At 74.9% G+C, this 22,003-nt stretch carries 20 protein-coding genes; 9 read left to right on the top strand and 11 right to left on the bottom strand.

Annotated features, from left to right (window positions below; translation table 11 throughout):
• Positions 1–71: 71 nt before the first annotated feature.
• Positions 72–536 (top strand): helix-turn-helix domain-containing protein, encoded by a 465-nt coding sequence (locus ABZ659_RS15350; protein ID WP_360218843.1) that lies wholly within the window; start codon positions 72–74, stop codon positions 534–536.
• Positions 537–639: 103 nt separating this feature from the next.
• Complete coding sequence (locus ABZ659_RS15345) at positions 640–1,440, top strand: VOC family protein (protein WP_360218840.1); 801 nt, start codon at positions 640–642, stop codon at positions 1,438–1,440.
• Positions 1,441–1,466: 26 nt separating this feature from the next.
• Here ABZ659_RS15345 and ABZ659_RS15340 read toward each other — a convergent pair whose 3' ends face one another.
• Positions 1,467–2,144: a response regulator transcription factor gene (locus ABZ659_RS15340; RefSeq protein WP_360218837.1), complete on the bottom strand. Its 678-nt coding sequence runs from the start codon at positions 2,142–2,144 to the stop codon at positions 1,467–1,469.
• Complete coding sequence (locus ABZ659_RS15335; protein WP_360218834.1) at positions 2,141–3,349, bottom strand: histidine kinase; 1,209 nt, start codon at positions 3,347–3,349, stop codon at positions 2,141–2,143. Before ABZ659_RS15335 ends, ABZ659_RS15340 begins: the two co-directional genes overlap by 4 nt.
• Positions 3,350–3,696: 347 nt before the next feature.
• Here ABZ659_RS15335 and ABZ659_RS15330 point away from each other — a divergent pair, with 347 nt between their 5' ends.
• Positions 3,697–6,030 carry an MMPL family transporter gene (locus ABZ659_RS15330; RefSeq protein ID WP_360218831.1) on the top strand — a complete coding sequence of 778 codons (2,334 nt, stop codon included), beginning with the start codon at positions 3,697–3,699 and terminating at the stop codon, positions 6,028–6,030.
• A 22-nt stretch (positions 6,031–6,052) separates the two neighbouring features.
• A complete protein-coding gene (locus tag ABZ659_RS15325) occupies positions 6,053–8,665 on the top strand; it encodes a SpoIIE family protein phosphatase (protein ID WP_360218828.1) in 2,613 nt (870 codons plus the stop codon).
• Positions 8,666–8,668: 3 nt separating this feature from the next.
• Here the strand turns inward: ABZ659_RS15325 and ABZ659_RS15320 are convergent, their stop codons facing one another.
• Positions 8,669–9,019 (bottom strand): metalloregulator ArsR/SmtB family transcription factor, encoded by a 351-nt coding sequence (locus ABZ659_RS15320; RefSeq protein ID WP_360218825.1) that lies wholly within the window; start codon positions 9,017–9,019, stop codon positions 8,669–8,671.
• A gap of 160 nt (positions 9,020–9,179) precedes the next feature.
• Entirely contained in the window at positions 9,180–10,895 is a 1,716-nt protein-coding gene (locus ABZ659_RS15315) for a SulP family inorganic anion transporter (RefSeq protein WP_360218822.1), read from the bottom strand.
• 192 nt (positions 10,896–11,087) lie between these two features.
• Here ABZ659_RS15315 and ABZ659_RS15310 point away from each other — a divergent pair, with 192 nt between their 5' ends.
• Positions 11,088–11,699, top strand: coding sequence for a TetR/AcrR family transcriptional regulator (locus ABZ659_RS15310; protein WP_360218819.1), 612 nt, complete (start codon positions 11,088–11,090; stop codon positions 11,697–11,699).
• Positions 11,700–11,719: 20 nt separating this feature from the next.
• On the opposite strand, the gene ABZ659_RS15305 is transcribed toward ABZ659_RS15310, so the two are convergent.
• A complete protein-coding gene (locus tag ABZ659_RS15305; protein WP_360218816.1) occupies positions 11,720–12,655 on the bottom strand; it encodes a LysR family transcriptional regulator in 936 nt (311 codons plus the stop codon).
• A 126-nt stretch (positions 12,656–12,781) separates the two neighbouring features.
• Here ABZ659_RS15305 and ABZ659_RS15300 point away from each other — a divergent pair, with 126 nt between their 5' ends.
• Positions 12,782–13,972, top strand: coding sequence for an MFS transporter (locus ABZ659_RS15300; protein WP_360218813.1), 1,191 nt, complete (start codon positions 12,782–12,784; stop codon positions 13,970–13,972).
• A 14-nt stretch (positions 13,973–13,986) separates the two neighbouring features.
• Here the strand turns inward: ABZ659_RS15300 and ABZ659_RS15295 are convergent, their stop codons facing one another.
• Complete coding sequence (locus tag ABZ659_RS15295) at positions 13,987–15,375, bottom strand: LCP family protein (RefSeq protein WP_360218810.1); 1,389 nt, start codon at positions 15,373–15,375, stop codon at positions 13,987–13,989.
• 228 nt (positions 15,376–15,603) lie between these two features.
• On the opposite strand from ABZ659_RS15295, the gene ABZ659_RS15290 reads away from it, so the two are divergent.
• Together ABZ659_RS15290 and ABZ659_RS15285 are read left to right on the top strand one after the other, a co-directional pair.
• Positions 15,604–16,824, top strand: a complete 1,221-nt coding sequence (locus ABZ659_RS15290; RefSeq protein WP_360218807.1) for an FAD-dependent oxidoreductase — start codon at positions 15,604–15,606, stop codon at positions 16,822–16,824.
• A gap of 18 nt (positions 16,825–16,842) precedes the next feature.
• Positions 16,843–17,799: a sigma-70 family RNA polymerase sigma factor gene (locus ABZ659_RS15285; protein ID WP_360218804.1), complete on the top strand. Its 957-nt coding sequence runs from the start codon at positions 16,843–16,845 to the stop codon at positions 17,797–17,799.
• 19 nt (positions 17,800–17,818) lie between these two features.
• On the opposite strand, the gene ABZ659_RS15280 is transcribed toward ABZ659_RS15285, so the two are convergent.
• On the bottom strand, positions 17,819–18,877 hold the full coding sequence (locus ABZ659_RS15280) for a nuclear transport factor 2 family protein (RefSeq protein WP_360218801.1): 1,059 nt from the start codon (positions 18,875–18,877) through the stop codon (positions 17,819–17,821).
• A gap of 143 nt (positions 18,878–19,020) precedes the next feature.
• On the opposite strand from ABZ659_RS15280, the gene sigJ reads away from it, so the two are divergent.
• Positions 19,021–19,953, top strand: coding sequence for an RNA polymerase sigma factor SigJ (sigJ, locus tag ABZ659_RS15275; RefSeq protein WP_360218798.1), 933 nt, complete (start codon positions 19,021–19,023; stop codon positions 19,951–19,953).
• 8 nt (positions 19,954–19,961) lie between these two features.
• Here the strand turns inward: sigJ and ABZ659_RS15270 are convergent, their stop codons facing one another.
• The 4 genes from ABZ659_RS15270 to ABZ659_RS15255 are packed head-to-tail and all read right to left on the bottom strand — an operon-like array spanning position 19,962 to position 21,909.
• The gene (locus ABZ659_RS15270; RefSeq protein ID WP_360218795.1) at positions 19,962–20,414 is read right to left on the bottom strand and encodes a hypothetical protein; all 453 of its coding nucleotides are present in this window, start codon (positions 20,412–20,414) and stop codon (positions 19,962–19,964) included.
• Positions 20,398–20,889: an RNA polymerase sigma factor gene (locus tag ABZ659_RS15265; RefSeq protein WP_360218792.1), complete on the bottom strand. Its 492-nt coding sequence runs from the start codon at positions 20,887–20,889 to the stop codon at positions 20,398–20,400. Before ABZ659_RS15265 ends, ABZ659_RS15270 begins: the two co-directional genes overlap by 17 nt.
• A 40-nt stretch (positions 20,890–20,929) precedes the next feature.
• Entirely contained in the window at positions 20,930–21,532 is a 603-nt protein-coding gene (locus ABZ659_RS15260) for a class F sortase (RefSeq protein ID WP_360218789.1), read from the bottom strand.
• Positions 21,529–21,909, bottom strand: coding sequence for a sortase-dependent protein (locus tag ABZ659_RS15255; RefSeq protein ID WP_360218786.1), 381 nt, complete (start codon positions 21,907–21,909; stop codon positions 21,529–21,531). The genes ABZ659_RS15260 and ABZ659_RS15255 overlap by 4 nt, the downstream gene beginning before the upstream one ends.
• Positions 21,910–22,003 lie beyond the last annotated feature (94 nt).

The raw sequence follows: 22,003 nt of genomic DNA, 5'->3' as shown, positions 1-22,003 counted from the left end.
GAGATCTGTAAACGTTTTGAGAATTCCCCGTACTCGTTATGCTGATGTCCAGCCACGAACGGAGGGCGTTGATGGACGAGAGGGACGCAGAGCTGCGGGACTGCGCCGAGCGGCTCGCGCTGACGCTCGCGCAGAGCGGTATGCAGCGGACGACCGCCCGGGTGATGACCGCCCTGCTCTTCACCCAGCAGGAGGCCATGACCTCGGCGGATCTCTGCGAGGAGCTCCAGATCAGCAGCGGCGCGGTCTCCGGCGCCGTGAACCAGCTGGTCTCGACCGGCATCATCGAGCGGGTCCCGGCGCCCGGCAGCCGCCGTGACCACTACCGCTTCCGCGAGCACGCCTGGGCGACCCTGATGGGCAACCAGAACGCCCTGCTCGACAGCATGTGGAACGCCGCCGCGGAGGGCATCAAGGCGGCGGGCCGCGACAGCACCGCGGGGCGCCGCCTGGACGAGATGCAGGACTTCTACGGCTTCATGCAGCGCGAGATGGCGGCCCTGATCGACAAGTGGCGCGAACGCTACGACGCGTAGGCCGCGCGGGTCGCCCGTGCCCCCCGGGGAGCGGCTGGCGGGCGGTTGTCAGTGGTGGGTGCCAGGCTGGGGTGACACAGGATCTGCGGAAGGAATCAGTGTCATGATCACCACGGACTTCGTCCCCGGCTCCCCCTGCTGGCTCGACCTCGGCGCACCCGACGTCCGCGCCGCCGCGGCCTTCTACGGCGCCGTGCTCGGCTGGGAGTACGAGCCCATGGGCGACGGCGGGGGCGACATGGAGGGCGGCGTGTTCCGCAAGGACGGCAAGACCGTCGCGGGGCTCGGCAAGCTCACCGAGCAGGGCGCGCGTCCGGCGTGGATGATCTACCACAGCGTCCCCGACGCGGACGCTACGACGGAGGCCGTGCGGCGCGGCGGCGGCACGGTGCGGGTACCGCCGACGGACCTCGACGGCTGGGGCCGGATGGCGCAGTACAGCGACCCGCTGGGCGGGCAGTTCGCGGTGTGGCAGCCCGGCACCAACCAGGGCGTGGAGCTGGTGGACCAGCCCGGCTCGCTGTGCTGGACGGAGCTGTACACCAGCGACGCGACGGCCGCGAAGGAGTTCTACGGCGACGTCTTCGGCTGGCGGTTCAGCGACATGGAACTCCCCGGCGGCGGGGGCACGTACGCCCTCGTCACGCCCGCCGGGCAGCCCGAGGAGCGGATGCACGGCGGGGTGATGGAGCTGGCCGCGGAGAACCTCGCGCTCGCGGGCGGACGGCCGTACTGGCACCCGGTGTTCGCCGTCGACGACTGTGACGCGGCGGTCGCCCGGGTCACCGAGCACGGCGGCAGTGTGCAGATGGGCCCGGACGACGCGGAGGGGGTGGGCCGACTGGCCGTCTGCCTCGACCCGTCGAACGCGGACTTCGTGGTGCTCACGCCGCCGCGGAGCTGAGCACCGGGGGCGTCACCGGCGCGCGGTCAGTGGCCGATGTCGTGGTCGCCCGCTTCGACGAGGCCGCTCTCGTAGGCGAAGATCACGATCTGGATCCGGTCGCGCAGCCCCAGCTTGGTGAGGATGCTCGACACGTGTGACTTCACCGTGGCCCCGCCGATGACGAGCCGTTCGGCGATCTCCGCGTTGCTGGCGCCCCGGGCGACCGCCGTCATGATCTCCCGCTCCCGGCCCGTCAGCCGGTCCAGGCGCTCCACGACGGCGGTGTTGACGACCCGGCGCTCGGCGAACCGGTCGATGAAGCGGCGGGTGATCGAGGGCGCCAGCAGCGTCCCGCCCTCGGCCACGGTGCGCACGGCGGTGGCGAGTTGCTCGGGCGGGATGTCCTTGAGGACGAAGGCGCTCGCGCCGGAGCGCAGCGCCTTGTAGACGTACTCGTCCGGGTCGAAGGTCGTCAGGATCAGCACCCGGGGCCCCCAGTCGGCCTCGGACAGGATGCGGGACGTCGCCTCCAGGCCGTCCATCTCCGGCATCCGGATGTCCATGAGGACGACGTCCGGGTGGTGCCGGTGGGCGGCCTCCACCGCCTCGACGCCGGTGCCCGCCTCGGCGACCACCTCGATGTCCGGGTGGACCCGCAGGATCATGGCGAAGCCTCGCCGCACGAGCGCCTGGTCGTCGGCGACGACGACGCGGATGGTCACGTGGGCTCCCCCTTGACGGGCAGTCGGGCGGCGAGCCGGAAGCCGCCACCGGGGCGCGGCCCCGCGTCGAGGCCGCCGCCGAGCAGCAGCGCCCGCTCCCGCATCCCGACGACGCCGTGACCGGGCAGGCCCTCGTGTGCGCCGGACACGGACCGCACGGCGGCACCGTGTCCGTCGTCGAGCACCTCGATGGCGATGCCGTCGCCCGTGTCGTCGAGCCGTACCTCGGCACGGGTGCCGGGCCCGCTGTGCTTGAGCACGTTGGTCAGCGCCTCCTGGACGATGCGGTACGCCGACAGGTCCACCCGGGCCGGGAGGGGTCCCGGCAGCGCGCCCGTCACCGACACCTCGAGTCCCGCCTCCCGCACCTGGGCCACCAGCCGGGGCAGGTCGGCCAGACCCGGCTGGGGCCCCAGCCCGTCGCGCTCGGCGTCCGGGCGCAACACTCCCAGCAGATGGCGCAGTTCGTCCAGCGCCTGGCGTCCGGCCTCCTCCACCGCGGCCATCGCCTCCAGGGCGCCGTCCGGGTCCTCGGCGGCCACCATCCGGGCGGCACCGGCCTGCACGGTCATCATGCTGACCCGGTGGGCGACCACGTCGTGCAGCTCCCGGGCGATGTGGGTGCGCTCCTGGGTCACCACCCGCCGCGCCTCGGCGGCCTGTTCGCGGCGTTCCCGGTCCGCGCGTTCGGCGCGCAGCCGCAGTCGGCGGCCGAGGTACCAGACCCCGGCGAAGACGGCTGCGCCGAAGCCGACGTCGCCCCAGGGGGTGGAGTGGAACAGCCCCTCCAGGACGAGGGCGCCGACGGCGACGGCGATGCCGGGCGGGCCCCAGCGGTGGTCGTCGGCGTACCGGCCGACGCTGTAGAGCGCGACGATCACCAGGCCGCCCATGGTGGAGTAACTCGTGCCCAGTGTCGGCGCCCAGGCGGCGAGCGCCACGCACAGCACCGCGACGGGCCGGTGCCGACGCCGGTAGAGGGCGCCCGCGGCGACGGCGATGAGCAGCAGCGCGGGGTGGAGCAGGTCCATCGCCGGGCGGACGGTCAGCGAGTCCCCGGGGCCGTCCACCAGGAGCGCGGCCAGCGCGAACAGCACGGTGGCGAGGGCCGCGTCCGCGCCGCGCGGCCAGCGGGCGAAGGGGCCGCGGCGCCTGCTCGGCGCGCCGTGGTCGGGTGTCTCGGGCTGCGGGGCCGTGGGGTTCATCGTCACTCCCAGCGAAGGGGTCCGGTGTCCTGCGGCGGGCCGCCGGGGCGCACCGGGCTCGTCATCGTATGACCGGCCCCGAAGCGCGGTCACCCGCCCGTGGGCGGAGGCGGTCCTCCCTCGCCGGACGGAGGCGCGCCCCGGGACCGCCCGCCGTGCGCGGGAGGCACGGACCCGCCCGGCGGCGGGAGACGGCACGGGGGCGCGGCGGCCACGCTGGATCCGCTCGACCGCCGGCCCCGCACGCCGGACGTCGGGTCCTCCCGGGCGCCCCGCCGACGCCCCGGCCGGTGATACGGCCGTCCCGCGTCCGTCCGCCCTTCCGCCTGCCCACAGGAGTCACCGCCATGAACCGACTCACACGCCGGATCGGCGACGCGAGCGCCCGCCGTCCCTGGGTGACCATCGCCGCCTGGCTGGCCGCGCTGGTCCTCCTCCTGCCGCTGGCCGCGCTGGCCGGTGCCTCGTTCGTGGACGACCTCGTCGCCCCCGGCAGCCAGAGCGAGGAGGCGATGGACCTGCTGGAGGAGCGGTTCCCGGAGGCGTCCGGCGGCAGCGCGATGGCGGTGTTCGCCGTCCCGGAGGGGCAGCGGATCATCCGTCACCGGGCCGCCGTCGAGGCGGCGGTGGACCGGATCGCCGGGGTGCGGCACGTCGTCCAGGTCAGCGACCCGTTCGCCGCGGACACGGTCTCCTCGGACGGGCGGATCGGCTACGCGCGGATCGCCTTCGACGTCCCGCCGATGGAGGTGGACCCGGAGGACATCGACGCGCTGGACGACGCGGTCGAACCGGCGCGCGGGCACGGGGTGACGGCCGAGCTGGGCGGTGACGTGGTGTTCATCAACGCCAAGACGCCGACGTCGGGCGCCGAGGCGGCGGGCCTGCTGACGGCCCTGGTCATCCTGGTCGTCGCCTTCGGCACGGTCACGGCCGCGCTGGTGCCGGTCGCGCTCGCCGTGGTCGCCGTCGCGGCGGGTCTGGGCGGGGTCGCGCTGCTGTCGCACGCCATGGACGTCTCCAGCGCGGCGCCGACGATCGGCGCGATGATCGGCCTGGGCGTGGGCATCGACTACGCCCTGTTCATCGTGGCGCGCTGCCGGGAGAACCGGGCCGCGGGCCAGGACGGCCGTGCCGCGCTGTCCGACGCCATGGGCTCCTCGGGCGCGGCCGTCCTGTTCGCCGGGGGCACGGTCGTGGTGGCGATGAGCGCGCTGGCGCTGACCGGTCTGGGCTTCCTGACGTCGATCGGGCTGAGCACGTCGCTGGTGGTGCTGTGCGCCGTGGCGACCGCGCTGACGCTGCTGCCCGCGCTGCTGTCCCTGCTGGGCGAGCGCGTCCACCGGGGGCGCGGACGCCGGGTACGCGGGCGCGGGGGACGCGAAGGCGGGCGCCGGGGTCTCCTCGTCCGGGGGCGCGTCCGCAAGAGCCCCGGGCGGCAGGACCACGGATACCAAGACCACGGACACCAGGACCACGGGGGCCAGGGTCACGGGCACCCCGCGGTCCCGTCGAGCGCGGGTGCCGAGGCCCCGCGCGAGACGGCGTGGTGGCGGTTCGCGCACCGGGTCTCCGGCCGCCCGTGGCCGTATCTGCTGGCCGCGTGCGCCGCGCTGGTGGCGCTGGCGCTGCCGTCGCTGCGGATGGAGACGGGGTTCCCCGACGCGGGCGACGACGCGGTGGGCACGACGCACCGGCGCGCCTACGACCTGCTGGCGGAGGGCTTCGGTCCCGGCTTCAACGCCCCGCTGCTGGTCGTCGCCGACCTGCGCGAGCCGGGCGTGGACGCCGACGGCGTCCCGGGGCTGTCCCGGCTCCTCGCCGACGACCCCGGTATCGCGTGGGTGGGCGAGCCGCAGGTCTCCGCGGCGGGCGACACGGTCGTCCTGCCGACGGTGCCGACCACCGCTCCGGCGGACCCCGCGACCGCCGACACCCTCGTCCGGATCCGGGACGCCGTCCCCGGGAACGTCGCCGTGTCGGGGCTGACCGCGATGACCGACGACCTCACCCGGCAGCTCGGCGACACCCTGCCGGTGTTCGTCGCCGCGATCGTCGTGGTGTCGTTCCTGCTGCTGACGCTGGTGTTCCGCTCGGTGGTGGTGCCGCTGAAGGCCGCCGTGCTGAACCTGCTGTCCATCGGAGCCGCGTACGGCGTCGTCGTCGCCGTCTTCCAGTGGGGCTGGCTGGCCTCCGTGTTCGGTCTGGAGGAGACCATGCCGATCGCCTCGCCGCTGCCGACGATCTTCTTCGCGGTGCTGTTCGGGCTCTCCATGGACTACGAGGTGTTCCTGCTGTCCCGGGTCCGGGAGGAGTACGACGCCACCGGCGACCCCGTGGAGTCGGTGGCCCGGGGGATGGCGGTCACCGGCCGGGTGATCACGTCCGCCGCGCTGATCATGACGGTGGTCTTCCTCAGCTTCGTCGTGAACCCCTCACCGCTGGTGAGGATGATGGGGCTGGGGCTGGCCACGGCCGTCGTGCTGGACGCGACGATCGTCCGCATGGTGCTCGTCCCCGCGGCGATGGCCGTGCTCGGCCGGTCGGCGTGGTGGCTGCCCCGCGCGCTGGAGCGGCGCCTGCCGCGGCGGGCGCCCGAGCGGCCGGAGCCGCCGGTCACCCCGCCCGGGGACACCGCGCGTGACGGGCACGGACACGCCATGACGCCCTTTTCAGGCTGACCGGTCTGGGCACCCTGCCCGTATGGGCTGTCCCCTTCCTCCCGGAGTGCCGTACCGGCGGCTCTCCCCCGCGCCGGAGAACGTCGCCGCCGCCCGCCGGTTCGTGCGGGCGGCGCTGGCCGGTGCCGCGCCGGACGTGCTGGACACCGCCGAGCTGCTCACCGACGAGCTGGTGACCAACGCGGTGGTCCACGCCCGCACCGAGGCCGAGGTGTGGGCGTGGGCCGACGGCGGCCGGGCCCAGGTGCGGGTCAGCGACCGGCGGCCGGAGTGGGGCGTGGTGCCGCACGACCGCCACCCCTACGCCAGTACGGGGCGTGGCCTGGCGCTGCTGCGGGAGCTGGCCGCCAGCTACGGCGTGCACAGCGACGCGGAGCGCAAGACGGTCTGGTTCGACCTGTGGCCCGAGGCGACGGAACCCCCGACGTCCGCGTGGGAGACCGCGGAGCCGTCCGGCCGGACCGTGACCGTGGCCCTCAAGGACGTGCCGTACACGCTGTACCGGGCGGCGCGGCAGCACTGGGAGGGCCTGCTGCGCGAGCTGTTCCTCGTCGCCTTCGGCGGCGGCCCGGCGGAAGTGCCGCCGCGGGACCTGGCCGCCGCGCAGGACGCCAGCCACCTGATCTCCGCGTGCGTGGCGGCGGCGGTGGAGCAGGAGACCCCGGACAGCACCACGCTGTCCGTGCTGGTCCGGTTCGCGGCGGACGCCGCGCCGGGGGTGGCGACGCTGCGCCGGGTCGTCGACGCGGCCGAGGCGGCGGCGCGCCAGGGGGACCTGCTGGCGCTCCCCGCGCTGCCGCAGATCCGGGCCTTCCGCCACTGGCTGTTCGACCAGATCGCCGGTCAGCTGTCCGGGGCGTCCCCCACCTCGTGGACGCGGGCGCCGGGAACACCCGGCGCCTCCCCCGCGCAGCTCGCGCCGTGGGACGCGAGCGAGGTGGAGGCGGCGGACGTGCCGACGGTCGCGGCCGACGACCGCAACCGGATCATCGCGGTGAACCACTCCGCGGCGAGCCTGCTGGGCTGGCCCGCGCACGACCTCGTCGGGCGACGGCTGACGGTGCTGATGCCCGAGCACCTGCGGGCCCGCCACCGGGCGGCCTTCACCTCGCTGCTGCTGACCGGCGAGTCCCGCATCCTGGGCCGGCTCCTCCCGGTCCCGGCGCTGCACCGGGACGGCAGGGCGATCCCCGTCCGGCTGTTCATCCAGACCCAGGAGGCGGTCGACGGGCGCACGGTGTTCGTCGCCCAGCTCACCGCGGCGGCGGCTCCCCTGACGCCGCCCGAGCCGCCGGAGGACCGGTACGTCACCCGGCCGGTGCCGGGCCCCGCCCGGCTGCCCACCGCCGCCACCCGGCGGGCGACCGTGGTGGACGGTCGGCGGGCGGCGGAGTGGCTGCCCGTGTTCGCCACCACCAGCAGGGCCCTGACCAGCACCCTCGACGTGGGCGAGATGCTGCGGCGGGTGTGCCGGGTGCTGACCACCCACCTGGCGGACTGGTGCGCGGCGGACCTGCTCGACGAGCACGGCCGCGCGGAACGGGTCTGCATCGTGCACCGCGATCCCCGGGCGCCGGTCTCCACGGAGCACCTGGGACGGCTCCCCGCGGCACCCGAGAGCACCCGGGACCCCCTGCTGCGGGTGCTGCGCGGCGCGGGCCCGCTGCTGGTCACCGACCTCTCCCCGCTCCGCCGGACGAAGAGCCCGCTGGACGCCTGGCAGCTGGACCTGGTGGCGCGGCTGGGCGGCAGCAGCGCCGTCGTCGCGCCGCTGCGGGCCCGGCGGGACGTCGTCGGCGCCCTGACCATGGTCCGCGTCCGGGACGAGGAGCCGTTCGCCAAGGACGACATCGTGCTCATCTCCGAGCTGGCCCGCAGCATCGCCCTCGGCGTCGACGACGCCCGGCTGCACCAGTCCACCCGCTCCAACGCCGAGCAGCTCCAGCGCGCCCTGCTGCCCGAGCTGCCCCAGGCCGACCAGCTGGAGCTGACCGCCCGCTACGTCCCGTCCAGCACGACGGCCGAGGTCGGCGGCGACTGGTACGACGCCTTCGTGCTGCCCGACGGCGACACCGCGCTGGTCATCGGGGACGTGTCGGGGCACGACCTGCAGGCCGCGGTCGCCATGAGCACCCTGCGGAACATGCTCCGCGGCATCGCCGTCGACCGCCGGGAACCGCCCGGGGAGGTGCTGCGCCGCCTGGACCTGGCCAGCACCACCCTCTCCCCGCAGTCCACCGCCACCTGCGTCTACGGCGTCCTCAAGAGCGACGGCGGGCGGTGGAGCCTGCACCACTCCTCCGCGGGCCATCTGCCGCCCCTGCTGACCACCCCGTCGGGCGACGCCCGCTACCTGGACACGGGCGGCGGCCTGCTGATCGGGATGGATCCCGAGGTGCCCCGTCCCTCGGGCCACGACGGGCTGCCACCGTACTCCACCCTGCTGTTCTTCACGGACGGGCTGATCGAGCGCCGAGGGGAGCCCATCGACGACGCCATGGAACGCCTTCGGCGGCACACCGCCGCCTACGCGCGGGCGCCCCTCGACGTCTTCTGCGACGAGCTGGTCATCCAGCTCGGCGCCGACAGCACCGACGACATCGCCCTGCTCGCCCTGCGCCCCACCCCCGGGTGAGGGCTACGACCGCGCCCCGCCGTCGCCCGGCGCGGTCCGGAGGTCGGCCAGCAGCTCGGCCTGCCCGGCGAGCACCCCGGACAGGATGGTCCGCGCGACCCGCAGGAGCTCCGCGACCTGGGGGCTGGTCAGCGAGTAGTACACGGTGGAGCCCTCCTTGCGGGTCCTGACCAGGTTCGCCCGCCGCAACACGGCCAGCTGCTGGGACAGGTGCGCGGGCTCGATGCCCACCTCGGGCAGCATCTCCGCCACCGCGTGCTCCCGCTCGCTCAGCAGCTCCAGGACCCGGATGCGGGCCGGGTGCCCCAGCGTCTTGAAGAACTCGGCCTTCAGTTGGTACAGCGGCGTACTCATCGCGCCGTCGCCTCCCCGCCGCCCCGGCGCGTGTCCTCCGGCCGGAGCCGGGCGCGCCGCGTCCATCCGCTCGTCACGTCCATGTGGTACATCCTCGCCCCCGCCGCCCACCTCGCCGAACCCGGCCACCGCGTACGGCGGTCCGGCACCGGTACCGGGCTCATCGCGCGGCCTCCGCAGGGCTCCCGGCCGGGGGCAAGACGTCCGTCAGCTCCAGGTGGGCGCGGGCCCGGCGGATCGCCTCCGGCGTGGTGGCGAACTCCCGGCCGTCGTGCCGCAGCGGGTCCAGGGCGCCCACGGAGTCCAGGACCTGCCGCTGGCCGGGGCGGATGCCGGACGCCAGCACGAGGATGCCGCGCCGCGCCAGCTTCTCCACGGCGTCCTTGAGGACGAGGGCGCCGGTGGCGTCCATCGTCGACACCCGCGACATCCGCAGGATGACCACCCGTACGTCGGCCACCTCGGCCAGTTCGAGGAGGAAGCGGTGCGCGGCGGCGAAGAACAGCGGTCCGTCGATGCGGTAGGCGACGATGTGCTCGGCGAGCAGGGCGTGCTCCTCGGCGCTGTGGTCGCCCCGGTCCAGCGGCACCTGGTCGATGCGGACCTGCTGGGCGACGGCGCGCAGGGCGAGCACGGTCGCCACGACCAGGCCGGTGATCACCGCGTACACGAGGTCGAGTACGAGGGTCGCGACGGCGGTGAGGACGAGGATCAGCGCGTCGGAGCGGGTGGCCCTGGCCATCGCCCGGAGCGAGCCGACCTCGACCATGCGGACGGCGGTGGCCAGCAGCACCCCGGCGAGCGCGGCGAGCGGGATCCGCTCGACCAGCGGGGCCGCCGCGAAGACGATCACCGCGAGGACCACGGCGTGGGTGAGGGCGGACAGCCGGGAGCTGGCGCCGGTGCGGACGTTGACGGCGGTCCGGGCGATCGCGCCGGTCGCGGGCACCCCGCCGAACAGCGGCGCCGCGATGTTGGCGAGGCCCTGGCCGAACAGCTCGCGGTCCGGGTCGTGCTGCTGGCCCACGGTCATGCCGTCCGCCACCGACGCGGAGAGCAGGGACTCCAGCGCCGCGAGCGCCGCCACCGCGACGGCCGGGGCGAGCAGCGTGCCGAGCGCGCCGACGTCCAGGAAGCCGAGCGAGGGCGCGGGCAGCCCGGCGGGCAGGTCGCCGATGGGCCGGGCGGCGCGCAGGTCGGCGGTCTGGGCGACGACCGTGGCCGCGACAACGGCGACGATGGAGAACGGGACGCCCGGCCGCCAGCGGGCCCCGGCCAGCATCACCGCCGCGACCGCCACCGCGAGGCCGACCGCCGTCCAGTCCGGGTGGTCCGCGAACTCCCGCACGGCCCGCCAGGTCACCGCGAGCACGTGGTCGCCGTCCGGCCTGGGCACGCCCAGCGCGTTCGGGACCTGCTGGAGTCCGATCACGCAGGCGATGCCGAGGGTGAAGCCCTCCACCACCGGCGCGGGCACGTACCGCATGTACTTCCCGGCGCGCAGCGCGGCCAGCGCCACGAGCATGACGCCCGCCATCAGTCCCACGGTCAGCACCCCGGCCGGGCCGTGCTCGGCGACGATCGGCACCAGGACGACGGTCATGGCCCCGGTGGGCCCGGACACCTGGAGGTTGGAGCCCCCGAACACCGCGGCGAGCAGCCCGGCGACCACGGCGGTGGCCAGACCCGCCTCGGCGCCCAGCCCGGAGGAGACCCCGAAGCCGAGCGCGAGCGGCAGGGCCACGATCGCCACGGTCAGCCCGGCGAGCAGGTCCCGCCCGGGGGCGCGCCGCACGTCCGCCAGGTCGGCCCGGGCGGGCAGCAGCGCGGTGACACGGGCCGTCGCCCGGCGTATCCGCGACAGCGGAGGGGTCACGGGTCCTCGCCTTCTCTACGTACATACGGATCTAAGCAATTGCGAAAGTTGGCAATTCAGCATGTTGGCACATCCGAGTGACGACCCACCAGCCATGAAGGTGATACGCCGGACAAGAGATGAATTGCCCGCACTCACCCCGCTCTGCGGTGGAATCATGGGACCGCACCCCTACAGAGCGGAGACGGCTTGGTGGAGCGAGCACAGGACGGCGGGACCGGGCCGGACGAGGAGTCGCTGCTGTGGACCGTGGCGGCGGCGATGCGCAGGCTGAGCCCCCACGCGAGCATGGCGCAGATCGCCCGCGAGGCGGGCCTGACCCCGGCCGCCCTCTTCCGCCGCTTCCCCACGCCCGACCTGCTGCACGACCGGCTGGCGGAGGCGTTCTACGACCGGCTCCTCGCCCATCTCCAGCAGACGTTCAGCCTGCCGGTGGAGCGGCAGCTGGACCACTTCCTGCACACGGTCGGACTGCACCTCGCGCTGAGCCACGGCGTCCTGCCGCACCCGTTCGGCCTCATGGCAAGCCCCGACCAGCGCGAACGCGTCTACGAGGCGACCACCCGGCTCCTGGACCAGGGCAGGCGGGCCGGGGTGATCTCCCCCGACGTCGCCCTCTCCGACATCGCCACCGTCATCTGGGGCCTGCGGGGTGTCGTCGCCACCACCGACACCGTCGCCCCGGGCGCCTGGGAGCGGCTCCTCGACATCGCCGTGGCCGGGCTGAAGAACCCGGCGCTCACCTTCACCCGCCCGCCGCTGAGCACCGAGGCCCTGGACCGGGTGATCCACAGGCCCGCCTGACGGCGCGGACGCGGCGGCGGTCAGTCCGCCCGCACCCAGCCCGGCACCCAGGTCCCGGGCGCGTCACGGCCGGGCGCCGTGGCGGCGAGGTAGGCGCGGAGGGTGGCCAGCGCCGGGTGCGGGTTGTCGCGGTGCCAGAGCAGCGAGTGCGGGTAGACGGGCGTCGGAGCGGTCACCGGGATGCGGCGCAGCCCGTGCTCGGCGGGCCAGACCAGCCGGGTCAGCTCCCCCATGAAGGTCGCCAGCGCCGGGGTGTCGGCGACGGTGTCGAGGAGTGCGTCGGAGCCGAAGTTGGGCCCGGTCGCCTCGATGGTCAGGCCGAACTCGGCCACCAGGTCGTCGTAGTAGGCGGCCCACTCGGTGCCGGGCACGATGCCCGGCATCCAGATCCGGTGCCCGGCGAGCTGGGCGACGGTCACCGAGCGGGCGCCCGCCAGCGCGTGGCCGGGGCCGGTGAGGAGCTGGAGCGGCTCGTCGAGCACCCGGACGGCGTCGATGTCCTCGGGCAGCGGGCGGCCGGGCGCGGCGACGGCGCGGAAGGACGCGTCGATCTCGCCCGAGCGCAGGGCGGCGACGGCCGTACCGATGTCGAACAGCCACACCACGTCGAGGTCGACGGCGGGGTGCGCGCGGTGGAAGGCGCGCATCAGGCCCGACGCGGCGCCGCGTGAGGCGATCACGTCGACGCGCAGCGGACGGCGGCCGGGGCGCACGGAGGCGACCGCGCGCTCCTCGACGCGCAGCAGGTCGCGGGCGTGGGGCAGGAACGCCTGCCCGTCGATGGTCAGCTCGGCGCCGCGCGGGGTGCGGGTGAACAGCCGCACCCCGAGGTCGCGCTCGAGCGCGGCGACGCGTTTGGAGACGGCCTGCTGGGTGACCGCGAGCCCGGCGGCGGCCTCCTGGAACCGCCCCGCGTCGGCGACGGCGACGAAGGTCCGGATGGTGTCGAGATCCATGCCGCCAGCCTAGGAGCACAACCGATGGTTGTGGGCGGGCGGCCCCGCGGTTGTTTGATCTGGGGCTACGCGCCCGCTTCGATGTCTCCGGTCACGGACGGGTTGTACAGGGGAAGGGCGCGGGGCATGGGGAGCGGGCGGCGGTTCGGGTGGCTGTGGGCGGCGTACGGGACCAGCGCGCTCGGTACGTGGCTCGCCTTCGGCGCGCTGCCGCTGATCGCCATCCGGGTGCTGGGCGCCGGACCGGCCGGGGTCGCCGCGCTCGCCTCCGTGGGGGCGGCGGTGGGCGCGGCCGTGGCGGTGCCGCTCGGGCCGTGGGTGGAGTTCCGGCGCAAGCGGTCCGTCCTGGTCGCGACGGACCTGGTCCGGTGCGTGGCGCTGCTGACGATCCCGGCCGCGTTCGCGTGCGGCGTGCTCACGTTCCTCCAGCTCCTGCTGGTCTCGGCCGTCGTCGCGGCGGCCGACATCACCTTCCGGGCGGCGTCCGGCGCGTATCTGAAGGCGCTGCTGCCCGCGGAGGAGCTGCTGGTCGCCCACGCCCGGTTCGAGGCCACCGCCTGGACGACGACGATCGTCGGGCCGCCGCTGGGCGGGGCCGTGATCGGGTTCCTCGGCCCGGTGGCGACGGTGGCCGCCGACGCGGTCAGCTACCTGCTCTCCGCCCTCGGCGTGCACGCCTCCGGCGGCCCCGAGCCGCTCCCCGAGCGCCGGGAGGCCGCGCGTGTACGGGCCCGGGACCTGCTCGACGGCTGGCGGTTCATCCTCACCGACGGGACGCTGCGCCCGCTGTTCCTCAACACCACCCTGTTCAACGGGCTGGTGATGGCCACGCAGCCGCTGCTGGCGGTCCTGCTGCTCGGTCGGCTGGGGTTCACGCCGTGGCAGTACGGCCTCGCCTTCGCCGCCTCCTCGGTCGCCGGGCTGCTCGGCGCCCGGCTGGCCCGGCCGCTGGTCACCCGGTACGGGCGGCACCGGGTCCTGACCGGGGCCGGGGCGCTGCGCGCGGTCTGGCCGGTGGGGCTGGCCTTCCCGGGACCGGGCACCGGTGGGCTCGTCCTCGTCATCGGCGTGGAACTGGGGCTGATCCTCTGCTGCGCGGTCTTCAACCCCGTCTACGCCACCCACCGCCTCCGGCACACCCCGGCCGACCGGGTCACCCGCACCCTGTCCGCGTGGGCGGTGACGGGCAAGGCCACGACCGCCGTCCTGACGGCCGCCTGGGGTGTGCTGGGCGCCCTGCTCGGCCCACGGCCGGCCATCGGCCTTGCAGGCGCCCTGCTCCTGGCGACCCCGCTGCTGCTCCCCCGGCGCCCGTGAACGAGGACGGCCGGTCAGTGGATCTCGTCGACTGCGAGGTCCTTCCCGACGACCAGGGTGACCACGCCCGCCGTGGCGCCGTCCGCCCGGGTGGCGCGGATCCCGCCGGGCAGCCGGGCGGCGAGCGCCTCGGCCTGCCGCTCCAGGCCCGCCGGGTAGGTCACGGTCGTGCTGCCGGCGGCCTGCGGGGCGTTGCCCGTGCCGGTGACCGTGAGTCCGGCCCCGGTCAGCCGCTCGGCCACGGTGGCGGCGAGTCCCGGGGTGCCGGTGCCGTTGAGGACCTGGACGGAGACGGCGGAGGCGTACAGGGGGTCCCTGGTGTCGGCCTCCAGCCGCTCCTTGTCGACCTCCTTGTCCTTGGCCAGGGCGGTGAACACCTCGGTGGCCTGCGGGTACTGCCAGACGACGTTGGCCGTGTCGGAGGGCACGTCGGCCTCACGCGGGTAGTTGGGCACGGTGAGGAAGGTCAGCCGGTCGCTGGGGATGCCCCTGAGTTCCGTGCCGAGCCCGTACAGGGGCTTGATCCCGGCCAGGTCGGGGTCCGTGGTGAGCGAGCCGGTGGCGGACTTCAGGAAGCCGTAGAGGGCGTTCGGGCTGGTCAGCTTGGACTGCGCCTTCTCGGCGAGCGCGTTCATGAACTCCTGCTGGCGGCCGATGCGCCCGATGTCGGAGCCGTCGCCGACGCCGTAGCGGACCCGGACGTAGCCGAGGGCCTGCTCGCCCCTGACCGTCTGGCAGCCGGGCTCGATGTCCAGCTTCGCCTTGTCGGAGTGGATGGCCTCCTCGGGGCAGACCTCGATGCCGTCGAGGGCGTCGACCATGCCCTTGAAGCCCTGGAAGTCGATGGACATGAAGTGGTCGATGCGCAGCCCCGTGTTCGCCTCGACGGTTTTGATGGTGCAGGCGGCGGCCCCGGCGACGTCACCGCTGGTGCCGCCGAGCGCGAACGCCTCGTTGATCTTGAAGTGGTGGACGGCGGAGGTGCTGCCGTCGCCCTTGTCGCACGCGGCGATCTCCACCCAGGAGTCGCGCGGGAACGAGAGGACCGTGGCCCACTCCCGGTTCGCGGGGATGTGCAGCACCATCAGCGTGTCCGACTGCATGGTGGTCAGGTCCTTGCCGTACTTGGCGTTGGCGCCGTCGCGGCTGTCGGAGCCGACCACGAGGATGTTCTTCGAGCCCGGGCTGAGCTTCTCGGGACGGTCACCGCCGATCTTGTCGTCCACGTCGGCGGACGTGATGTTGTCGTTGAGGTCGTGGTAGACCCACGCTCCCACCCCGGCGATCCCGAGGACGACGACCGTGGTCACCCCGGCGCCCCACGCCAGGATCCGCCCCCGCCGGGTCAGCCGGGGCTTCCCCGCGCCACCCGGCGTGCGCCGCCGTTTCCCCGATCCGCTCACCCGCGCCCCCTCTGTCGATTGCATGGCCCGGAGACCCGAGGGCCCCACCGTGATCAGACCACGATTCTCACCTGATCGGTTGCCTGTCGCCGAACACGTACTCGAATACCTACGGAAGGGGCGATTTCACTCTTTCGGGCACCAAAGCCCACATCTCTGTCAGGAATCGCGGCGCCGTCCCGCTCAACACCCGGGGAGCAACCGAACCACACGAGCACGGAGCACCACATGAAGCACCGCATCGTCGTCCTGGGCGCCGGTTACGCCGGGGCCTACGCGGCCGGGAAACTGGCCCGTCAGCTCTCTCCGCGGGACACCGAGATCACCGTCGTCAACGCCGAGCCGGACTTCGTCCAGCGGCTGCGGCTGCACCAGCTGGCGGTCGGCCGGGAGGTGGCGGCCCCGAAGCTGTCCGACGTCTTCGCGGGCACCGGCATCCGGCTGCGCGTGGCCCGGGTCACCGCCGTCGACCCGGACCGCCAGGTCGTCACCGTCACGGACACCGACGGCACCGACAGGGCTGAGACCGAACTGGCCTACGACACCCTGTGCTACACGCTCGGCAGCCATGTCGCCGACCACGGCGTCCCCGGCGTGGCCGAGCACGCCTTCGACGTCACCAGTCGGCCCGCGGCGCGGCGGCTGGGCGCGCGCCTGGACGAGCTGGACGCCCGGTCGGGACCGGACGGCGGCAGGAGGGTGGTGGTCGTCGGTGACGGCCTCACCGGCATCGAGACCGCCACCGAGATCGCCGAGGCCCGGCCCGGTCTGGCGGTCACCCTGATCGCCCGCGGCGAGCTGGGCGCCGCGCTCGGCCCCGGGTCCCGCCGCCAGCTGCGCCGGGCCTGCGACCGGCTGGGCGTCGCCGTCCTGGAGCACACCACCGTCGAGGCGGTCGAGGCGGCCCGGGTGCGGTGCGCCGACGGCACCGTGCTGCCGTCCGACGCCACGGTGTGGACGGGCGGGTTCACGGTGGCCCCGCTGGCCGCCGCCAGTGGGCTCACGGTCACCGCGAACGGTCTGATCGTCGTCGACCGCGCCATGCGGTCGGTCTCGCACCCGAACGTCTACGCCGCGGGTGACAGCGCGCACGCCATCGGTGACAACGGCCGACCGCTGCCGATGTCCTGCGGCTCGGCCGGCTACACCGGACGGCAGGCGGTGGCGTCGATCGTCGCCACCCTGACCGGCCGCGAGACCCCGCACACCCCGCTGGTCTATCTGGGCAACCACATCAGCCTCGGACGGCGGGACGGCATCCTCCAGCTGGTGGACGGCGAGGCGCGGCCCCGCACGCGGTGCGTGGGCGGCCGGAAGGCCGCGCGGATCAAGGCGGGAATCCTCGACATGTCGCTGTGGACGGTCTCGCACCCCTCCTTCGGCCTCCCCCAGCGCAGGCGACGCCTGGCCGCCGCGGCGCACGCGCCCGCCGAGAAAGCCGCCGTGTAGCCACCTAGGGTGGTCCGTGTGAACAGCACCACCACCGATCGCTTCGACACCGGTCGCTTCGAGGCCAGCCGCAACCGGCTGGCCTCGCTGGCTTACCGGCTGCTGGGCTCCGCCGCCGACGCCGAGGACGCCGTACAGGACGCCTTCCTGCACTGGCAGGGCGCCGACCGGGAGCGGATCAGGGTGCCCGAGGCGTGGCTGACCAAGGTCGTCACCAACCTGTGCCTGGACCGGCTCCGCTCGGCGCGGGTCCGCCGGGAGCGCACCGTCGGCGCCTGGCTGCCCGAACCGCTCCTCGACGGCGACCCGATGCTCGGCCCGGCCGACACCTTCGAGCAGCGCGAGTCGGTCTCGCTGGCCGTGCTCACCCTCATGGAGCACCTGTCGCCCCTGGAACGTGCCGTCTACGTGCTGCGTGAGGCGTTCTCCCACAGCCACGCCGAGATCGCCGAGGTCCTCGACATCACCCAGTCCGCGAGCCAGCAGCACCTGCACCGCGCCCGGCGCCGGCTCGCCGCCGAGCGCGGGCGGGACGGCGGCGAGGTCGACCCGGTGTCCGCCCGCAGGATCGTCGAGGAGTTCTTCACCGCCGCCGCCTCGGGCCGCACCGAACGGCTGGTGGCCCTGCTCACCGACGACGCGACCGCGGTCTCCGACGGCGCCGGCCGCACCGCGACGCTCCAGCGGTACGACACCCCGGGGCGCGTCGCCGCCGTGGCGCGGGCCGGGTTCCGGTCCACCCCGGCGAAACGGCGGCTGGCCGGGGGCGCGTCCACCGTGCACTACGCGCTCGTCAACGGCGCCCCGGCGCTCCTCTTCGTCCGGGGGGAGCGGGTCATCGGCGCCGTGGCGTTCGACCTCGCCGACGACGGGATCACGACGCTGCGCGGTATCGCGGCCCCCGACCGCCTCACCCGGCTCGCCGCGGCCTGGCGGCGGCGGCCGCCGCCGGAGCCGCTGCTCGCCGAGTGGTGAGGCGGCGACGGCGCCGCCGTCAGTAGCCGACGGCCTCGCGGAGCAGCAGGACCGTGCCCCGGCCCGGCACCGGTTCCGCGTTCAGGACGAGCAGCCGGTTGACGGCGCTGGGCTTCCCGTACACCGCCTGGGCGCGGGCGTCCTCCAGGGGCAGGACGTACTCCTCCAGCCTGCGCAGCGCCGAGGCGAGGTCGGGCACCACCTTCTGCGCGCCGACGACCCAGACGGCCCGGGCGGCGCCGCCCGCGTTGGCGGGGAGCTGGCCGCCGCTGGCCGAGGCCAGCACGAGCGAACCGGTCTCGGTGACCGCGGCGACGCTGTTGACGACGGCGTCGGGGCTGGCGGTCAGCCGCCGTATCTCGTCGGCCTGGGTGGCGCGGTCCATGGCCAGGACCCGGGGCCGGACGGCGTCGTACCGGCCGCTCCGGCTGATGTCCTCCTCGATGCCGGACAGCCGCAGGGTCTCGCTGGCCCCGGTGAAGACGCTGGCGCCCTCGGGCAGCAGCTCCCGGACGCGGGCGCGGGCGGCGGCGGCGTCGTCGAGGATCTCGACGGCGAACCCGCCCGCGCGCAGCGCGTCGGCCGCCCGCCGCAGCCGTTCGTCCGGTGCCGGGGCGTCGAAACCCGGTGCGGCCTCGTGGGCCCGGGGCGCGCCGCCGGTCAGCGGGGAGGTGTCGAGGTACCTGACCTCGTACTCCCGCTCGGCGAACTTCCAGCCCTCCGCGGTGCGCTGGTAACGGTCGTGGTAGACGGCGAAGTTCATGCCCTCGCGGCCGTCCAGGGAGCGCGCGAGTTCCTGGATGTGGGCGCGGCCGGTCGCGGTGTCCCCGTCGAGCACGATGGTGCCGGGGTGGGTGTTCTGCACGAAGAAGTCCCACTGGCTCTGCAGCCGCTCGCCCCCGGCGAGGATCTCCTCCCGGCCGACCTGCTCCACGGGGATGTTGGGCATCCGCAGGACGCCGTCCGGGGTGAACAGGGCCGCCAGGCGGGGCCGGTCGCGCATCATCAACGCGTCGGTGAACTCGGCCCGCAGCGCCTCGATCTCGACGCGGTCGGCGATGGCCCGGAAGTCGTTCATCGGGTTCCTCTCGGTGGGGGTGACGTCCTCACCGGTACGACCGGACAGCCCGCGGGAACGTGAGGTGGCGCGCTGTCACATTCCCGCGCCCCGTGGGGTCGTAGTGGAAAGACCACGGCAGCGAGCGAGGGAGACAGCGGACCATGACCAGTGCGGCCACCACCGGCGTCGAGCGGAGCGGTCCGGACCTCGGCGTGCTCATGGGCGAGCGGCGCCGACTGCTGAACCTCGGCTACCGGCTCCTCGGCTCCCTCGCCGACGCCGAGGACGTCGTGCAGGAGACCTACGCCCGCTGGTACGCCCTGCCCGTCGAGCGGCGACGGGCCGTCGAGTCGCCCGGCGCCTGGCTGACGACGGTCGCCGGCCGTCTCTGCCTGAACCTGCTCGGCTCGGCGCGGGTCAGGCGGGAGACGTACGTGGGCGACTGGATCCCGGAACCGCTGCCCGCGCCCGCGCGGGACCTCTGCGGGCGCTCCGGCGCCGACGACCCGGCCGACCGGATCACCCTCGACGAGTCGGTGACGATGGCCTTCCTGGTCGTCCTGGACGCGATGACCCCGGCCGAGCGGGTCGCGTTCGTGCTGCACGACGTGTTCCGCTACCCGTTCGGCGAGGTCGCCGAGATCGTCGGCCGCACCCCGGCGGCCTGCCGCCAGCTGGCCTCGTCAGCCCGCCGACGGGTCCGCACCGCACGGCCGTCCGCGGGGCCGGGTGCCGGGCAGGCCGGTGTCGTCCGGCGGTTCCGTACGGCGTGGGAGGCGAAGGACATCGACGCCCTGGTCGGCCTGCTCGACCCGGACGCCACCGCGACCGCCGACGGCGGCGGGCTGGCCGTCACCCATCCGCGCCCGATCGTGGGCGGTGCGCGGATCGCGCGCGCCTACGTCGAGATCGCCCGGGTGTCGGGCGGCCGGACGACGTTCGCGGAGCGTGTGGTCAACGGCGCGCCCGGGCTGGTCGCCTGGCAGGACGGCGTGCTCGCGACCGTGTTCGCGTTCGAGGTCGCGGGCGACCGGATCAGGAACGTCTGGGCGGTGCGCAACCCGGAGAAGCTCCGTGGCTGGCGGGCCGGCTGAGGGGCTCGCTACCGGGTCGCCGTCGTGTCCCGGGCGCGCGGCGGTGACGGGTCGGTGGCCGGTGGGTCCTCGGGGGTCGTCGAGGGCCTGACCCCGGCCCGTGCGGTGGTGGGGCGCGCGCTCGGCTCGTCGGGCACGGGGCTGGCCGTCGGGGCCGGGGTGCCCGGGGCGGGCGGGGGCGGCGTGGGCTGGACGCTGGTGAGCGGGGGGGCGAGGGGTGTCGTCGGCCGGGCGGGTCCCTCGGCGCCGGGCTGGCGCAGCGGCAGCACGACGAGGGCGGCGACGCCGCAGGCCACGGCGGTGCCGAGGGCGGCGCGCAGCGCCTTGCGGCGGGCCGCGCGGCGGCGGACCGCCGTGAAGCGGCCCGGCGGCGGGCCCAGGAACTCGGACGGGGGCCGCAGGATGACCGCGAGCGGATCGTCGGGGGCGAAGTCCGGGTCCTCGTCAGAGTGAGTGATCAAGACTTCTCCTCAGGTGAGCGCGGAGCAGTTCGCGGGCCGTGTGCAGGTCGGCCTTGATGGTTCCCTCCTTGCGCCCGGTCAGGGCGGAGACCTCCCGGATCGGCATGTCGGCGTAGTAGTGCAGCAGGATCGGCACGCGCAGTCGCTCCGGCAGCGCCTGGACGAGCAACCGTACCGACGGATCGGCCTGTTCGGGCTGCGGGGTCAGGGCGGCCTCGGTGCCGGCCCGGCGCACGGCCCGGCGTTCGCGCTCCAGTCTGCGCCAGTGGTCGCGGACGAGGTTGGCCGCGGTGACGTAGAGGAAGCCCCGTGGTTCGGACACGGTGGTCCAGCGGGCCCACAGCCGGGTGAACGCCTCGGAGGCGATCTCGTGGGCCGTCTCGTCGTCGTCGACCAGTCGGCGGCACCACCCGGCGAGCCGCGGGTAGAGGGCGACGAACAGCTCGGACGCTGCCGTTTCGCGCGAGCGTTTCAACGTTCTCCAACGTTCTCCGTGGGCGTGGCGGGGGCGCGGCTCAGCTGCTCGGACCGGTGGCGTCCAGCGCCGCGAAGACGATGACGTTGTCCGGGTAGCCGTCGGCGGTGCGCCGGCCGCCGCAGGTGATGAGCCGCAACTCCGGTGCGCCGACGTCTCCGTACACGTCGTCGGACGGGAACCTCGCCTTCGCGACGGTACGCACGGAGGTGACGGTGAACGCCGCCCGCGTGCCGTTCCCCAGACGGGCCACGACGCCCGCGCCCCGGCGCAGCGCGGACAGGTGCCGGAAGACCCCGTCCCCGAAGCGGCCGACGGTGACGTGGCCGAGGATCACCGACGGTCCCGTCTGCCCGGGCGCCGGGGAGTGCTCGTACCAGCCCGCCCGGTCGTGCGCGGTCACGGGCGGCACCTCCACGGTGCCGTCCGGGGCGAGCCCCAGCCGGATGACGGGGGTGTCGACGCCGATGGCGGGGATGGACAGCCGGAGCGGTGCCGAACGCCGCGGCGGGGGCGCCGACTCGGCCGGGGTCCGGGTGCCGGGCGGGGTGCGCGCCCCCCGCCCGGCCGGAGGGCCACCGCAGCCTGCGAGCGGCGTGGTCAGGGCCGCGAGGGCGAAGGCCCGTCTGGAGAGCGGGGTCATGCGCCGGTCGTCCGCCGACGGCGTACGAGGACGACGGCGCCGCCGGCCAGGGCGACCGCCGCGGCGGCGCCCCCGCCGATCAGCGCGCCGTCGCCGCCCGGCTCCGACGCCGTGGGCGCCACGCCGGTGTCCGGCGCCCCGCTGGGCCGGACGGACACCTGCGGGCGGGTCGGCTCGGCGGAGGGCACCGGGCTGGCCGCGGTGTCGTCGGTGGCCGGGGCGTCGGTCGGGGCGGGCTTCGGGGTGGCGTCGCGGTCGGGGGCCACGGTGGGGCTCGTGGCCGCGGTGGGGCTGCCGCCGTCGGCGTGGGCGGGCAGCGCGGCCCCGAGGACGGCGGTACAGCCAACGGCCAGGGCGGTGAAGGCGGTTCGGCGCATCGGTTCGCTCTCTTTCGTCGGACCGGCGGCCCGGTGGGCGCGGCGGTCGAAGTGACGGATCGTGCGGAGAGACGAGGCACCGGGGGAACGCGTT

Origin of the sequence: Streptomyces sp. NPDC006997 (assembly GCF_040635175.1) — a bacterium.
In the GTDB taxonomy this organism is placed as follows: Bacteria; Actinomycetota; Actinomycetes; order Streptomycetales; family Streptomycetaceae; genus Streptomyces.
Note: the sequence above shows the minus strand (reverse complement) of the source record. Positions and strands in the feature narration are given on the sequence as shown.

What these genes read in the sequence shown, in the direction of transcription:
- ABZ659_RS15305 (WP_360218816.1), bottom strand. Translation starts at nt 12,655, where the DNA reads ATGGATCTCGACACCATCCGGACCTTCGTCGCCGTCGCCGACGCGGGG.
- ABZ659_RS15260 (WP_360218789.1), bottom strand. Translation starts at nt 21,532, where the DNA reads ATGACCCCGCTCTCCAGACGGGCCTTCGCCCTCGCGGCCCTGACCACG.
- ABZ659_RS15300 (WP_360218813.1), top strand. Translation starts at nt 12,782, where the DNA reads ATGGGGAGCGGGCGGCGGTTCGGGTGGCTGTGGGCGGCGTACGGGACC.
- ABZ659_RS15290 (WP_360218807.1), top strand. Translation starts at nt 15,604, where the DNA reads ATGAAGCACCGCATCGTCGTCCTGGGCGCCGGTTACGCCGGGGCCTAC.
- sigJ (WP_360218798.1), top strand. Translation starts at nt 19,021, where the DNA reads ATGACCAGTGCGGCCACCACCGGCGTCGAGCGGAGCGGTCCGGACCTC.
- ABZ659_RS15320 (WP_360218825.1), bottom strand. Translation starts at nt 9,019, where the DNA reads ATGAGTACGCCGCTGTACCAACTGAAGGCCGAGTTCTTCAAGACGCTG.
- ABZ659_RS15345 (WP_360218840.1), top strand. Translation starts at nt 640, where the DNA reads ATGATCACCACGGACTTCGTCCCCGGCTCCCCCTGCTGGCTCGACCTC.
- ABZ659_RS15330 (WP_360218831.1), top strand. Translation starts at nt 3,697, where the DNA reads ATGAACCGACTCACACGCCGGATCGGCGACGCGAGCGCCCGCCGTCCC.
- ABZ659_RS15280 (WP_360218801.1), bottom strand. Translation starts at nt 18,877, where the DNA reads ATGAACGACTTCCGGGCCATCGCCGACCGCGTCGAGATCGAGGCGCTG.
- ABZ659_RS15350 (WP_360218843.1), top strand. Translation starts at nt 72, where the DNA reads ATGGACGAGAGGGACGCAGAGCTGCGGGACTGCGCCGAGCGGCTCGCG.
- ABZ659_RS15335 (WP_360218834.1), bottom strand. Translation starts at nt 3,349, where the DNA reads ATGAACCCCACGGCCCCGCAGCCCGAGACACCCGACCACGGCGCGCCG.
- ABZ659_RS15255 (WP_360218786.1), bottom strand. Translation starts at nt 21,909, where the DNA reads ATGCGCCGAACCGCCTTCACCGCCCTGGCCGTTGGCTGTACCGCCGTC.
- ABZ659_RS15325 (WP_360218828.1), top strand. Translation starts at nt 6,053, where the DNA reads ATGGGCTGTCCCCTTCCTCCCGGAGTGCCGTACCGGCGGCTCTCCCCC.